15 protein-coding genes and 1 tRNA gene are annotated in these 14,536 nt (G+C 66.2%); 10 read left to right on the forward strand and 6 right to left on the reverse strand.

What is annotated here, in order from left to right; genetic code table 11:
* Positions 1 to 23 precede the first annotated feature (23 nt).
* The 4 genes from FM113_RS17360 to FM113_RS17375 all read right to left on the reverse strand — a co-directional run bounded on the left by FM113_RS17360 (position 24) and on the right by FM113_RS17375 (position 2,513).
* Positions 24 to 1,082, reverse strand: a complete 1,059-nt coding sequence (locus FM113_RS17360; protein WP_087016161.1) for a 3-isopropylmalate dehydrogenase — start codon at positions 1,080 to 1,082, stop codon at positions 24 to 26.
* An 84-nt stretch (positions 1,083 to 1,166) separates the two neighbouring features.
* Positions 1,167 to 1,469 (reverse strand): hypothetical protein, encoded by a 303-nt coding sequence (locus FM113_RS17365; RefSeq protein ID WP_140393411.1) that lies wholly within the window; start codon positions 1,467 to 1,469, stop codon positions 1,167 to 1,169.
* Positions 1,466 to 1,915, reverse strand: a complete 450-nt coding sequence (locus FM113_RS17370) for a hypothetical protein (RefSeq protein ID WP_087016167.1) — start codon at positions 1,913 to 1,915, stop codon at positions 1,466 to 1,468. The genes FM113_RS17365 and FM113_RS17370 overlap by 4 nt, the downstream gene beginning before the upstream one ends.
* Before the next feature lie 136 nt (positions 1,916 to 2,051).
* Positions 2,052 to 2,513, reverse strand: a complete 462-nt coding sequence (locus tag FM113_RS17375) for a MarR family winged helix-turn-helix transcriptional regulator (RefSeq protein WP_176387287.1) — start codon at positions 2,511 to 2,513, stop codon at positions 2,052 to 2,054.
* A gap of 667 nt (positions 2,514 to 3,180) precedes the next feature.
* Here FM113_RS17375 and FM113_RS17380 point away from each other — a divergent pair.
* The 8 genes from FM113_RS17380 (at position 3,181) to FM113_RS17415 (ending at position 11,893) form a co-directional block, all read left to right on the forward strand.
* A complete protein-coding gene (locus tag FM113_RS17380; RefSeq protein ID WP_176387288.1) occupies positions 3,181 to 4,395 on the forward strand; it encodes a sensor histidine kinase in 1,215 nt (404 codons plus the stop codon).
* Positions 4,388 to 5,041 carry a response regulator transcription factor gene (locus FM113_RS17385; RefSeq protein WP_087016173.1) on the forward strand — a complete coding sequence of 218 codons (654 nt, stop codon included), beginning with the start codon at positions 4,388 to 4,390 and terminating at the stop codon, positions 5,039 to 5,041. Before FM113_RS17380 ends, FM113_RS17385 begins: the two co-directional genes overlap by 8 nt.
* Positions 5,038 to 5,802, forward strand: coding sequence for an ATP-binding cassette domain-containing protein (locus FM113_RS17390; RefSeq protein WP_087016175.1), 765 nt, complete (start codon positions 5,038 to 5,040; stop codon positions 5,800 to 5,802). Before FM113_RS17385 ends, FM113_RS17390 begins: the two co-directional genes overlap by 4 nt.
* Positions 5,799 to 7,097: a hypothetical protein gene (locus FM113_RS17395; protein WP_087016177.1), complete on the forward strand. Its 1,299-nt coding sequence runs from the start codon at positions 5,799 to 5,801 to the stop codon at positions 7,095 to 7,097. Before FM113_RS17390 ends, FM113_RS17395 begins: the two co-directional genes overlap by 4 nt.
* Positions 7,094 to 7,693 carry a hypothetical protein gene (locus FM113_RS17400; RefSeq protein WP_087016179.1) on the forward strand — a complete coding sequence of 200 codons (600 nt, stop codon included), beginning with the start codon at positions 7,094 to 7,096 and terminating at the stop codon, positions 7,691 to 7,693. The genes FM113_RS17395 and FM113_RS17400 overlap by 4 nt, the downstream gene beginning before the upstream one ends.
* Positions 7,694 to 7,830: 137 nt before the next feature.
* Positions 7,831 to 11,289 (forward strand): MobF family relaxase, encoded by a 3,459-nt coding sequence (gene mobF, locus FM113_RS17405; RefSeq protein WP_087016181.1) that lies wholly within the window; start codon positions 7,831 to 7,833, stop codon positions 11,287 to 11,289.
* Between the two features lie 44 nt (positions 11,290 to 11,333).
* Complete coding sequence (locus FM113_RS17410) at positions 11,334 to 11,573, forward strand: addiction module protein (RefSeq protein ID WP_087016183.1); 240 nt, start codon at positions 11,334 to 11,336, stop codon at positions 11,571 to 11,573.
* Positions 11,570 to 11,893 (forward strand): type II toxin-antitoxin system RelE/ParE family toxin, encoded by a 324-nt coding sequence (locus tag FM113_RS17415; RefSeq protein ID WP_087016185.1) that lies wholly within the window; start codon positions 11,570 to 11,572, stop codon positions 11,891 to 11,893. The genes FM113_RS17410 and FM113_RS17415 overlap by 4 nt, the downstream gene beginning before the upstream one ends.
* Before the next feature lie 17 nt (positions 11,894 to 11,910).
* On the opposite strand, the gene FM113_RS17420 is transcribed toward FM113_RS17415, so the two are convergent.
* On the reverse strand, positions 11,911 to 12,615 hold the full coding sequence (locus FM113_RS17420) for a hypothetical protein (RefSeq protein ID WP_087016187.1): 705 nt from the start codon (positions 12,613 to 12,615) through the stop codon (positions 11,911 to 11,913).
* A gap of 120 nt (positions 12,616 to 12,735) precedes the next feature.
* Between FM113_RS17420 and FM113_RS17425 the strand changes: the two genes are divergently transcribed.
* Together FM113_RS17425 and FM113_RS17430 are read left to right on the forward strand one after the other, a co-directional pair.
* Entirely contained in the window at positions 12,736 to 12,948 is a 213-nt protein-coding gene (locus tag FM113_RS17425) for an AlpA family transcriptional regulator (RefSeq protein WP_087016189.1), read from the forward strand.
* Between the two features lie 11 nt (positions 12,949 to 12,959).
* Positions 12,960 to 14,087, forward strand: a complete 1,128-nt coding sequence (locus FM113_RS17430; protein ID WP_087016191.1) for a site-specific integrase — start codon at positions 12,960 to 12,962, stop codon at positions 14,085 to 14,087.
* Between the two features lie 62 nt (positions 14,088 to 14,149).
* Here FM113_RS17430 and FM113_RS17435 read toward each other — a convergent pair.
* Positions 14,150 to 14,225 (reverse strand) — tRNA-Glu (locus FM113_RS17435).
* Positions 14,226 to 14,536: the final 311 nt, after the last annotated feature.

Raw genomic sequence — 14,536 nt, forward strand, 5'->3', positions numbered from 1 at the left:
GGGTGCGCCGGGACGGCGGGAGACTAGCGGGCTGGGATCGCGGCGATCACCGCGTCGCCCACCGCCGCCGTCGGGCGGGGGTCGGATCCCCGGGTGGCGAGGTCTGCGCGCACCGCCGTGCGGACGCGCTCGCCCTCGGCCTGGAGACCCAAGTGGTCCAGGAGGAGTGCCGCGGAGAGGATCGCCGCGGTCGGGTCCGCCTTCTGCTGCCCTGCGATGTCGGGAGCAGAGCCGTGTACGGGCTCGAACATGCTCGGGAACGTGCCGTCCGGATTGATGTTTCCGGAGGCCGCCAGCCCGATGCCGCCGCCGATTGCGCCGGCCACGTCAGTGAGGATGTCTCCGAACAGGTTATCAGTGACGATCACGTCGAAGCGCGCCGGATCCTGCACCATATGGATGGTGGCCGCATCGACGTGCATGTAGTCGACCGCGATCTCGGGATACTCGGCGGCGACGGTCTCGACGATGCGCTGCCACATCGACCCCGCGAACACGAGCACATTGGTCTTGTGGACCCAGGTGAGCTTCTTGCGCGGGCGGGCCTGCGCGGCCTCGAAGGCATAGCGAACCACACGCTCGACGCCCATCGCCGTGTTGACCGAGACCTCGGTCGCTACCTCGTTCGCGGTGCCGGGGCGAAGCGAGCCGCCGTTGCCGGCGTAGGGCCCCTCGGTCCCCTCGCGCACAACAAGGAAATCGACGGCCCCGGGATCTTTCAGCGCCGACTCGACGCCCGGGAACAGCGTGCAGGGGCGCACGTTGGCGTAGTGCTCGAAGTCAAAACGGAGCTTCAGGAGCAGTCCGCGTTCGATGTTCGCGCTCTTGAGGCGGGCATCGCCCGGCACTCCGCCGACCGCACCGAACAGGATCGCGTCATGCTCCGCGATCGCACGCTGCTCGGCCTCCGGCAGGGTCTCCCCCGTTGCGAGGAAACGATCCGCGCCCAGCGCAAATTCCGTGCGGTCGAGCGACACATCGCTCCCCACGAGGGTCGCGTCGAGCACACGATTCGCCTCCGCAATCACCTCCGGGCCAATGCCGTCGCCGGGAATGACTGCGAGCTTGATGGTGCGGGTCACTGAGCGCTCCTCTGTGTGCCGAATCAGAATGGTCCCAGCATACTCGGGGGCCTGCGGGCGTGTGTGTCCGAGCCGAGTGCCGCATCAGTCCAGCGCGGGATCCCCGGGCTCACTCGTCGCGGCGTGCGCGCGGCGGATCGTGAGGACGGCGAGCAGGCCGCCCACCCCCGGGATCGTGGCCACGACGCGCTGCCGGGCACTCAACCCTGGCAGGAGCAGGCATACGACAAGGATCGCAAGCCACGTGAAGCCGTGCGTGGGGCCAGCGACAGCCGCGAAGCTGCGGGAATCAACGGTCCAGAGATTCATGAGCATCGCCGCGAGGGTCGTGGTTTCAAGTATCCCCAGGCAGAGCAGAAGCGTCCCAGGCTGACGCATGCGCGTCACGCGCTCGCACCGGGGCGGAGGATCATCAGTGCCACGACAATCGCCCACAGCAGGGCAAACAGCCCTGACGCGAGCCGCAGGCGGAACACCCGCTGCGCGGTGAGCGCCTCATCGAACGAGTCACGCTGCAGCGGAGTGATGACCAGGGCAAGCAGCGCCGCTGCCACGGCGGTGAGGATCATCGACGCGATGATCCAGGCATCATTCAGGATCTCCATCCGGGCGGCCAGCGCGAACCCGAGGGCGGGAACGAGAAGCCCCAGTGCCCCGTACACGCGCGTGACCCGGTGCAGGAGCACCGCGATTGCGTTCGTAGGGCTCACGGCGTTGCCGGGCGGCTGCGGGCCGACGGCGGCGTATTTCGGAAAGAGGCTTGTAGCGAGCGTGATCGGCCCGACGAGCACGATCGAACCGACAACGTGGAGTACCAGCAGGGTGGAGTTCATTCTTGACCTTTCGGGAGGGACATTCAGTGGGACTGAATCCCCAGTACAGAAGTTACAGGGAAGCGTGAGGCGCCTGGGCCTGGGCCTGGGCCTGGGCCTGGGCCTGAGCGCTGAGGGCTGAGCGCTGAGCGCTGAGCTAGGATCCCGCAGCACGGGTGGCGGCGATCGCCACCGCGGTGACCGCATCGCCCAGCTGCTGCCACTCGAGGGGCGCAGAGGCCCCAAAGAGGCCGTCGTCGATGGCACTGATCTCGCCGTCAAGTTCACGCAAGAGCGCCCGCCCCGCCTCGGTGACGACAAGCTCTGCCGCGTCGCCGGGGTGCGGGATTGTTGATTCAAGAAGCCCTGCGGCAATGAGCGCGGCAAGGAGCGTGTGCATACTCTGCACGGTGATCTCGAATCGCCGGGCAAGCTCGCTGAACGAGATTCCCGGGGTCGCCACGACATGGTGGAGCGCACCGTATTTGCGAAGATTCAGGCCGCGCGCTTTGAGGACCGTGTCGACGCGGGCCTGCACACTGCCCGCGAGCACAATGAGGGACACCGCTCGGGACGGGCCCGCTTTCGGCTCGGGGCTTGGAGACGCTGCAATACTCACGAGCACTCTCCTTCCCCCGAGCAGACACATCACACATCCACGATCCTGGCGCCCCGCCTCCAGCGGGCGAACGACACGAGACCAGCGTATGAGACGTCGCCACCGATTCCCAAGCCCAGCCCCGCGTCAGCCTTTGGGATTCGCACGCGGGCGCGAGCGAAGACCGTAGAGCGGGCGCCAGCCGCATCGGACGTCTCGCGTTCACGTCATTCAGCCTAACTGAATGGTCCTGCGTAAAACCAGGGAGTGCGACGGATGTCCACAGATACGAGAAAACCCCCGCCGAAGCGGGGGTTTTCTATCCGGTGACCCCAGCGGGATTCGAACCCGCGTTACCGCCGTGAGAGGGGAATCGGCTCCCCCCGGAACTGCGTACCCGACTCCGTTCTGCCCTGTGTTTACTGGGGTCCTGCGTGTGTCGAGTGCGACGCGAAAGTTCTCGTCACCAGCGTTGGTTGCCAGGATGTTGCCACGTTGCCGCCCTGTAGCGGCGACCAATCCCAAATTCCTCAGCACCGATGTAGAGATAGCGCCGGAGGCCCTGCACCGCACCACCGGCAGGCAATGGAGCTTCGTACGACTGTCGTCCGTCTGCTTCTCCACCTATTGGATGAGATTGCGAACGAAGTCCAGTAGAACGGAAAGGTCAGCTCATAGAGTCGATGGCATGATTCGATTGCAGCGGTGGTCCAGCGAGGCAGCGTTGCCGCTGGCCGGCGTTGTGCTGTTGATCGGGGCCGGCCTGCCGTCTTTCTTTATCGCGTCACCGGTCGCGCCCATCGGTCTCGCGTTGCTCGCGACGTCGCTGTGCCTGGCGCGACGACTGCCGATGACGAGCTTGGCGCTGGGGCTCGTGCTCCTCATCGCCCAGCTCGCTCTCCCGGCGCTGCGGTTCGGGGCGTTCCTCGGGCCGTGGCAAGTGTGGTTGTACGGTGCGCTGCTGGTCGTGATCGCGGTGACGACCGTGACGCTGCCCCATAGCCGAGTCCGGTGCGCTTTCGGATTCGCCGTGATTGCGGCGCTGTGTGTGGCGGCACTGAATTCACCACCACTGGGCGGATCGACCACGGTGACCTACAGTTGGGACTCCCCGGACCTTGCCGGGCAGATCGCGAGCTGGGCTCTCGGGAGTCTCCTCGTGTTCATCGGAGTATGGGCGATCGCGTTCGCCTACCGGCGCAGCCTTGCGGCCTTGGACGCGCAGCGGGCTGCCCGCGAGTCGGCGCTGTCGGCGCTGTCGGCAGCAGAGGGTGAGCTCCTGCTGGCCGGGGAACGCGATCGGATCGCTCAGGAGGTGCATGACGTGCTCGCACACTCGCTGGCCGTCATCGTCGCGCAGGCCGAGGGCGCCCGCGTCGCCGCCAAGACCGAGCAAGCCAGCGTCCCGTTGCGAACGATCGCGGATACGGCAAGGCAGACTCTCGGAGATGTCCGCTGGCTGATCGATGCTCTGGGTGCGCCTGGCGATGACGCCCCGGCCCCGGGCGTTGCCGACCTGGACGCTCTGTTCGAGCGGATGCAACAGGCGGGGCTGCCGGTGCGGGTGCAGCAGCTCGGTTCTCCTGGTGCGCTGTCGCCAGTAAGTGAATTGTCAGCTCATCGGATTGTTCAAGAGGCGCTGACGAACGCTCTCGTCCACGGGGCCGTGGAACGAGGTGCGGACGTGTCGTTGGATTGGCAGGACGCCGGCCTCGCGGTCACCGTGGTCTCTCGCGCCACTGGTGAAGCACCGGTCGCGGGAAGTGGGCGAGGCGTCACTGGAATGCAGGAACGCGCGCGTCTGGCCGGTGGCTGGCTCTCTGCGGCGCGCGACGAGCAGGAGAACTCCTGGATCGTCACCGCCTACCTGCCAGCGCGGACGAGAGGCGGCGAGGATGAGTGAGATTCGCGTCGCTGTCGTCGATGACGAGCGGCTGTTCTGCGACGGAGTGCGGATGATGGTTGAGTCCCAGCCCGACATGCGATTCACCGGCGCCGCCCACGACGGAGAAGCGGCTATCGCACTGGTGCAGCGCGAGCGACCGGATGTGGTGCTGATGGACGTGCGCATGCCCGCGCTGAACGGGATCGCCGCCACCGCGCGCATCCTCGATGTCGCTGGTGCGGATGCCCCGGCGGTGCTGGTGCTCACGACGATCCGCAGCGACGAGGCTGTGGCCGCCGCGACGCGCGCCGGGGCGGCGGGCTTCCTCCTGAAGGACACCACGGCCGAGACATTGCTCGACGCGGTGCGGACCGTCCATGCCGGGCAGAGCGTGTTCGCATGCCGGTCGTCCACCGAAGTGCTGCGCGAGTCGCGCACGGTCACGCGGACTCCAGTGGTCGACGCGCTCGACCCACTCACCCCGAGGGAACGCCAGGTGTTCCTGTATGCGGCGCGCGGCCTGTCCAACGCACAGATCGCCACCATCGCGTTTATCAGCGAGACGACCGTGAAATCGCATGTCTCCCATATCCTCACCAAGCTCGGGATGCGCTCGCGCCTCCAGCTCATCGCCTTCGCCCTCGACAAAGGACTCATCCGATGACTGAACCGACCACACGGGTGGAGGCACTGACCATCCGGCACCGGCGCATGCGCGTGGATGCGCTGCACGAGGTCAGCCTCACCGTCGACACCGGCGTCACTGCACTGGTAGGTCCGAACGGCGCCGGGAAGTCGACCTTGATTCGCGCGCTCGCCACGCTGGACATGCGATACCGGGGAATCGTCACTGTCAGCGGCCATGATCTGGGAAATCGCGTGGGGCGGCGGCTCGCGCGCGCATCCCTGGGTTACCTGCCCCAAGACTTCCGCTTCACGCCCTCGTTCCAGGTCCGGGAACTAGTCGAGTACGTTGCATGGCTCAAGGAGATACCCGCTCCACGCAGGTCCGACGCGGCGATCCAGGCGATAGAGGCGGTCGGCCTTACGGAGCGGTCGGCGTCGCCGCTGAAGTCGCTGTCGGGTGGAATGCTCCGCCGCGCCGGTATCGCGCAGGCGATTGTGAATCGACCCGCGCTGCTGCTGTTGGACGAGCCGACAGTCGGACTTGACCCGGCGCAGCGCGTCGCGTTCCGTGAACTGATCCGCGACCTTGGCCGACAGACCGCCGTGCTCACCAGCACCCACCTCATCGAGGACGTGCGCGCCACCGCGGATACCGTCGTGGTCCTGGATCGCGGCCGGGTCGTCTTCGTCGGGACCGTCCCGGAGCTGGAGGCTCAGGGCCGACCGGACTCTCCAGGCGACAGTCCACTCGAGCGCGGCTATGCCGCCTTACTCGCTGAAACGGCGGCACTGACGTGAACCGCGGGCCACTGTCGATCGGATTGCGGCGGTCGATCCTGCTGCTGCCGGCCGGCCCGATCATCCTCGCCGCTTACGCAATTACCGCCTCCACTTCAACGCACCCCGTCGTGGCGAGCTGGGCGAACATTGCTTCTGCCCTCAGCGCCGGCGCCACGCTCCTGGCTCCGATCCTCGCCGCCGCGACCGCGTGGGACGCAACCCGTGAGGTCCGCAGCGGCGGCGGCCCGATTCTGCGCACCGCCCCGCGGTCGCTCGCGGCCGCGATCCTCCGTCAGACGATCGCCGCCTGGCTGTGGGGAGCTGCCCTCTGGCTCATCGTCCTTGCCGGACTTGTCGTCCGCGCGGTCATCGTAGGGATCACCGGAGCACCGACGATCGCACTGCTGCACGGACTGCTGGTGGTGCTCGTGAGCGTGACCATCGGCGCCACGACCGCTGCCGCACTCCCCGGTTGGGCTGCACTGCCAGTTGCGATCATCGCGCCGACCATGCTCTACCTGGCGCAGTTCCTCGACCTCGGGGCGCCCTGGCTCCAGTTCGCAAACCCGCTGCGCCGCATCGACACCGCACAAGACGCCTTCACCCACGTCGACTCCGACTGGGTGTTGCTGCGCTACGCGCTCGTCCTCCTTGTCATCACTGCACTCATCGCAATCATCGCTGTACTCCGCGGCCCGCGACGGCTCGTCTCGACCGTGGCAGGGGCCGCCCTGATCGCGGCGGGCGTGCCCGTCGCAGCTGCGCTCGCCCCCGCCGCCGAACGCATCACCGTCTCTGTCTCGCCGTCCGAGCTATCCTTCACGACACTCACCTCAGAGGATCCCGCGCTGACCCTGCATGTTCTGCCGCAATACGCGCCTCTGCGGGAGGATCTACTAACTCGTTGGGGACGCATCGCCTCCCTCGTCGCATCGAGCGAACTTGCCTTCGACACCCTCTCACAAGGCGACGGGACTGTGCCTGACGGTGGCAGCGACCGATTCAAGACGTTCGCACTGAACCCGTCCAGCGCCGACCCCGTCACAGACAGCGTGCATGCCGCGCTGTTCTCGCTGGTCGGGCAGCGCTGTGGGACCGACGAGGCCGGCGGCGCCTGGCCCGCCCTCGGGGCCGTGAATGTGTTCCTCGCCGATGATCCCGACGCCGCCCTGTTCGCGGTCGATGCCGCCGAGCTGAATCGACTGGTCGACGCGCTTCGCTCGAAGACACTCCCCGAGGCGCAAACCTGGTTCGCCGAGCATTCTGCCGCGTACCTCGATTGCTCGCTGCGCCCTGAGGACATCATCGGATGACACTCCGCTTCCTGCACGCCCGGCACCTGCTCCCAGTCATTCTGTCGGTGCTCGCCCTCCAGACCGCGCTCGCGCTCGTTGGCGCGCGAGCGCTCGTTTTCTCCCGGCCGGACTTCCTTGCGGCGACCTCCCTCACCGCGCTCGGCCAGTTCATCCCAGTCGCTGCCGCACTGATCGTCTACGGCTCACATACCCGCGATGCCGAACGCCTCGCGTCTCGGCCGCTGTGGCCGCAACGTCTGCTCCTGCACGGCATCGTCCTGACGGTATGCACCGGCACCGCGCTACTTCTCTCGCATTTGCTCGGCCTCGCGGCTGATGAGGCCGTGATCGGCACGACCGGAACACTCGCCCCGTTACGCAACATGCTCGGTCTCCTCGGTGCGGGCCTGATCGCCGCCCGCTTCCTCGACCGACGCATCGCCGCCGTCGCACCAGCGACCCTCATCCTGCTCCCGGTCGTCGTCAACCCCGGTCAGTATCCGTTCAGCGAGACCTGGGGCTTCGTCCTCACCGACACCAGCCACCCGGCGAACTGGGTCGCAGCCATAGCCCTTCTTACGGTCGGATGCGCCCTACACCTGCGGACTAAATAGCACCCACGCGTTGCCAAACGGCCGCACCGCATGCCCTCGTTCAGCCAAGCCCGGTCAGACCTCACTTCATACAAAGCATTCATAATAAGAATGAACGTATACTACGACGACAGCAGTCATCTTAGTTAGGAGTCGAGATGCATGGCGGTGTGGTTCTGTTCCGGGGCACCGGAGCCGATGCCATGCGTTATGTCGAGGCCGACCGCTCGCGAGCAGATGACTATTACCTTGGCGATGCCACCGGCATCTCTTACGCCGTCGTCGACGCATCCGGCGAGGCGAATAGCCGATCGCTCAGCTCTGATGACTATGCGGGCTGGGTGGACTGGATCAACCCCGACACCGGCGAACGAATGGGCAGGCCACGGCTCGCGGGGTCGGATCGTCAAGGCTCACCTCGGTTCGCAGAGATGGTCATCAACACTCCGAAATCTCTGTCCATCGCCGCCGCTCTCCACTCCGAAGTATCCGAAGCCTTGGATGCTGCGCAGCAGGACGCGCTATCGGAGATTCAGCGGTGGCTCGCTCAGCACTCAGTGACGCGTGTCGGTCCGCGCGGGAAGCAGGAGGTTGTACCGATCGAGCACATGCAGGTCGTCGGGATCACGCATCGCACTTCTCGTGCGGGTGACCCGCACCGCCACATCCATATGCAGGTCGGCACCAGGGTCTGGGCGGCAGGCAAATGGCGGGCGTTGGATACGGCGGCGATGTTCAAACAGCAGGGCGCGATCCGTGCGCTCGGGGCCGCCGTGATCGCTGCCAGCCCTGAGCTTGCGGCGGTGCTCGACAAGCATGGCCTCACCCTTGACCCGGTGACGGGAGAGGTAACGGAGTTGGAGCCGTTCAACGCGCTGATGAGCAAGCGCGGCGCACAGGTACGGAAGAACCTGGAACGGCTCGAAGCCGAGTGGGAAGCGGCGCATCCGGGCGAGACAATGGGGCCGGTGGTGTCGTCGCGGTTGACGGCGAAGGCGTGGGCGTTCGAGCGGCCCGCGAAGAAGCCCGCCACGACGCGGGAAGAGGCTGAATGGTTGACCGAGCTACGAGAGGCCGGCTACGACCCGGAAACCCTCACCCGCAAACTCGTCAGCGCGCCGGCGCAATCAGACGAACTGTCGGTGCAGGAGATTACGTCGCGCGCGCTGGATCGCTGCGCCGCCGCGTGCTCGGCGTGGACGCGTCACGACGTGCAGGAGCACGTCACCCGCATCATCAACGAATACGGAGTGCGTGCTACCCACGAGGAGTTGCGTGAGCTGGTCGCACTCTCAACGGCGCTCGCGCTCGAGGATTGCTTTTCGATCCTCCCGACTGGTGCACCCGCACCGGAGCATGTGGCGCATCTCACGACCTTGCGCGTGGTGCAGGTCGAAACCGAACTGCGCGACCTGCTCACCGCCCACACGCCGGAGAAGAAGCAGCGCCATCGTGACGTGTCGCAGGTTGCAGAGCGTCTCGGGCAGCAGCTCGACGCAGGCCAACTCGACGCGGCCGCAGCAGTCGCATCCACCGATCCACTCGTGATCGTGGAAGGCGCAGCCGGGGCGGGGAAGACCACGATGCTCGCCACGGCAATAGCCGCCGCGAACGATCACGGCCGACGCGTGCGAGTCGTCGCGCCGACCAAGCGCGCCGCCGAGGTTGCACACCAGGAGCTCGGCGTGCCCGCAACATCAGTTGCCGCTCTCGTGCACGCGCATGGCTACCGGTGGAATGAGGACGGCGTATGGATGCGACTCACGCCGGGCGCGACTGATCCGGCCACAGGCGCAGAGTTCACGGGCCCGCCGCCCGGTACTGTGTTGCGGCGCGGGGATCGGATCGTTGTCGATGAGGCCGGGATGCTTGACCAAGATGCAGCTCTCGCGCTGTTCACGGTTGCAGCGGAAGTGGGTGCAACGGTCGCGCTTGTGGGCGACCGTGCGCAACTCGCAGCTGTCGGGCGCGGCGGTGTGCTCGACATGGCCGCACTGATTCGCGGTCGCATCTTCGACATGGCCGAGGTACACCGCTTCATCGACCCCGACTACGCCGACCTCACCGTCCGTATGCGCGACCGCTACAACCCCGGCGATGTGTTCGACCAACTCGACCGGCTCGGCCTTATCCGCCTACACGCAGACGGCGACGAGCTACAAGAGCACATCGCGCAGAATGCCCGCGACGGAGAGACAATCACCGTCGCGGGAAACGAGGACGCTACGCGGTTGAATGAGCGCATCCGGGAAGAGCGGATCGCTCGCGGCCTGGTCGATGACGCCGCCACGACGATGGGCAGGGATGGGCTGAGTATCGGTGCGGGTGATCTGATCCAGACTCGCAGTAACGACACTGCGCTGGGGGTGGCTAACCGGCAGCAGTGGATGGTGCAGCACGTCGAAGCGGACGGATCGGTCTGGGTGCGCGACGCACACGACGACCGCAAGCGGGAACACACACGGCACCTCCCCGCGGAATACATCCGCGAGCACGCGCACCTGGTCTATGCAGCGACCGCCTACGGCGTGCAAGGGGTGACCGCCCTGGCCTCGCACACGATCCTCAGCGACGGCATCAATGGCGCGGCGGTGTATGTCGGCATGACGAGAGGCAGGGGCGAGAACGCCCTGCACGTCATCGCGGAGAGCCGTGCCGAGGCGCGGGCGCAGTTCATCGACGCGATGGAACGCGATAACGCCGACCGCGGCCTCGCCGACGCGACAGAGCGCGCGGCGGAGGCCGTGCGAGGTCTCGTTGACGAGGGCACGGTGAAGCTCGTGAACACGCGCGTCGCGCAGCTCATCCAGGATGCGGAGAAGGCCGAGCGACGCGCCGCGTGGTGGGAGCGCGTCGGCGCGCGCCTCGACCAGCAGCACGAGCACCAGCAGGCAGAGATGGACGAGCAAACCGCCGTGATCCAGGCCGAGACTGAGGCGGCAACACGTGTGCGCGCCGAGGTGCGGGAACCGCTCACGGTGGTCGCAATGCAGGAAGGCCGCGAGCACCTGGCCGCGCTTGATCATGAGGCAGCCGCACAGACAAAGTTCAACACAGCAGGGAGGTTCGGGAGACGCGCCGCACGCAAAGACCACCAGGCCGCGACCACACGAGCGGGAAAGAGCGGTGCCCGTGTTGCAGACCGTTGGGGCACCACGCCCCGCGACGCCGACACCCTCACCGGCTGGGCCTCGCGCGCAGCTGAACGGCTCGCCGCCCGCGACCCTCGCGTGATCGAAGCCGAGCAGCACGCCGAAGCCGCCCGTACTGCCGGGGAGGAGATGGACAAGCGACACCGCAGCGAACGCCGCGCGCTCCATGCCGACATCTTCGGAGCCGAACAGGTACGGCGCGATCCACTGCGCTACGAGTTCACCCGCTCCGACCGAGAAGCCGCCAACGCGGGCCGCGCCGCCGCGATCGCACGACAAGAGGCAACCACCTTGCGATCCTTGTCTGTGCAGGACGCCGCTGCTCGGATCACGGCCCAGCGCGAGGCCGCAGAACGGGCACGGCTCGCCCGAGAGTCCCGCGCGCGCAAGCTCCACGCGTCCCATGATCTGCTCAGCGAGAGCCGTCGTCGCACCGGCCCACACAACGACGTGTCGAGGCTGTAGCGAGCTTTCCCCCGAACGTCAGGCCTCAGCGGTAGACTTGGAGCATGACGCCGAAGCTCGCAGACTACATCGCAGAGGGACGCACCCTCTCCGCCGATGAGCGCGAGATTGCTGCGCTCGCGCTCCAGCAGATCAGCGACACCGAGCAGGCAGAAGTCGATGCCGCATGGGATGAAGAGATCGACCTTCGGGTGGACGAGATTCTGACCGGCAAGGTCGAACTTGTTGACGGCGACGAGACCCGACGCTTGGCCCGAGCAATGTTGGCGGCTCGCCGCAAGTGAGCGCGCTATCCTGGCGCGAGCATCCGGCCGCTCGCGAGGAGTATCTCGACGCCCTCGCCTGGTATGACGATCAGGAAGCCGGGCTGGGCGACCGACTGGGTGATGACCTCGACAACGGCGTGGACTTCATCAGGGAGTGGCCGGATTCCGCGCCGCTCTATCGTGGCCGCCAGCGCATCCCTCGTCTTCGACGCAAGGGCACTGACGTGTTCCCCTACGGCATCATCTACTTCGTTCGAGACGACGAGGTCATCGTTGTCGCGTACGCGCACGAGAGACGCCGCCCCGGATACTGGCGGAAACGACTCAAAGACCTCTAAGCGGGCAGCGTAGCGAGCTATCCCCGGCGACCGGGAGGCAGAAGTCCGCGCGCGCGGGTGCGGACGAGCCAGCCCTGCGCGGTGGCGTGAGCGACGCCGTTGATCTTCCCCATAGTGACCGCCGGGGCCTCATCACCCTGTGACGCGAGCTTGCCGTACTGGAGCGCGACGAGTTCGTAGAAGTCCGGCGTCTGCTTCGGGTTCCCGAGCGGCTTGAGTAGATCGCGCTCGCTGATCTTCCGACCAGACGGCAGCACGATCTTTCCGCCTGTGATCGTGACCGTCCGCTTCATTGCGAACAGCCGCTCGTTGATCGCAGCCTCAATCCGAGCGGTCGGCAGGGTACGAAGGTCTTGGCTGGAGATGGGGTCGCCCGGTCGCCACGGAAGGTACACGACGCCGGTGATCTTCACTTCCTCCGGCACGGCGAACTGCTGACGCTGGAGCCGAATGAACACGCGAGTCGCGGTCGCCGCGTGCTCGATGTAACGCCAACGGCCGTCGATCGTCTCGTTCTGCTCCGAGTCGAGCTGCGCCTGCCGATCCTCCGCAGTCACGGCCTGGTCGTTATAGCCGAGCGCTTCATCCAGGAACGCACTCGCGTCCTCGGCCCGCTCCCCCGGAAAGCGGTCAGGCAGGTGCCACCCGTCAGGCAGGTCGTCCTGTACGAGCAGTCCGTCATAGGACTGGTCGCCGGGGCGATGACCGGAGGGTGTGGGCATGTTCCGATTCTAGCGAGCAACACGAGCAACTAAAACACTTGCTGTTATCGGCGTGTTGTGATCTAATCTAAGATACTCGCTGCTATCGCAGCTATGATATGAGTTAGATCGGAGGACACGATGGGTCAGAATGCCGCACCCACAGACGAGCACCCGCATCCCCCGCTCTTCTACTCCGAGGAAGAAACCGCCGCACTGCTCGGCATCCACCGCACGACGCTTCGAACTCTTGCCCTCGCAGGCGAGGCTCCGGTGGAGCCGGTACGACTCACCCGACACAAGCGCGTCTACCGTCGCATCGACGTGCAGCGCCTCGCCGGGCTGGAGAAGTAGGCGACAGAGTCATGGGAAGCATTGAGGCGTACGAGACGGCGAAAGGCCGTCGTTACCGTGCCCTCTATCGCCGACCCGACAAGAAGCAGACCCAGAAGCGCGGCTTCACGACAAAGAAGGCCGCTGAGCTTTTCCTGGCGACGACCGAGGTCAACATCGCCCAAGGCCGCTACCTCGATCCCTCGCTCGCGAAGGTGAGCGTCGCCGACTGGCTCCAAACTTGGCTCGCCGCGCGAGGCGACCTGCGAGCAACCACGCGCAGCCGTGTCGAGAACATCATCGATAAGCACATCACGCCCGAGCTCGGCAGCATCCCGATCGGCAACCTCACCCGGCTCCGAGTACAGGAATGGGCATCCGCACTACCAGGCGCACCCGCGACAGTGCGGAAGATCGTCAACGTGCTCTCGGGAGCACTACGGTTCGCGGTCGAGGACGAGCGCGTGCCGTCGAACCCCGCCGCCAGGCTCAAACTCCCCAAGCCGACAAAGACGCGCAAGCGGTATCTCTCGCACGATCAGGTCGCGGCGCTCGCCCAGGCCATTGACGAGATGAAAGACGGTCGAGACTATGGCTATGGCCTCGTCGTGCTCACTCTCGCATACTGCGGCCTGCGCTGGGGCGAACTATCCGGGCTGCGAATCTGTGACCTCGACCTCGACGCGAAACATCCTCGCCTGACCGTCGAGCAGACCGTCGTCGCCGACAAGGGGTACCAGCGCATCGAGCCACCGAAGGACTACGAGCACCGGAGCATCCCGATCCCTGCGTTCCTCGTCCGCCTGCTCCGCGCGCAGATCACCGGACGCGACGCCGACGCTCCCGTGTTCTACGGCATCCGCACCGGCACCTGGCTCCGCAACCACGTCTACCGCGTCGGCTGGTTCGACACCGCCGCAACCGTAATCGGCCTCAAAGGACTCACGCCCCACGAACTACGGCACACCGCCGCATCACTCGCGGTCAGCGCTGGAGCGAACGTCAAGGCCGTGCAGCGGATGCTCGGACACGCCTCGGCCGCAGTCACCCTCGACGTGTACGCCGACCTGTTCGATGACGACCTCGACGGCGTTGCCACTGCGCTCGACCGGGCAGCGATGAAATCGGATGTTGCCAATCTGTTGCCAAAAGCCGCTTAGCCCCGTTTCAGCGGCTATCGTCGGATATGCGAAAACCCCCGCCTGAGCGGGGGTTTTCTTGTTGGTGACCCCAGCGGGATTCGAACCCGCGTTACCGCCGTGAGAGGGCGGCGTACTAGGCCGCTATACGATGGGGCCGGACGCTGTCGTGAGCTTCGGGATTCTTTCCCGCTGCCCTGACGACTTGTATATTCTGACACGATTCAGAGATCACGGCCAATTTGGCCACTCATCCCGGGTGTGTCCCGCGGAATTCCGCCAAAGTTGCGCGCCATCAGCATCTGGCTATCCACGCGTTCCTCACCGACCGCTTCCCTCCGCACTCGTCCCACCCGGCCCGGGTGCGACCCGATCCACCGAGGGGACGCAAGTCGGGGTCATTCCCCGGGCGGTTTCAGGTGGTGAGTGCAACACCTGCCCTATCTCTAGCAGGAAGCCCTCACCACTGA

The organism is Leucobacter sp. 7(1) (assembly GCF_900163635.1).
Taxonomy (GTDB): domain Bacteria; phylum Actinomycetota; class Actinomycetes; order Actinomycetales; family Microbacteriaceae; genus Leucobacter.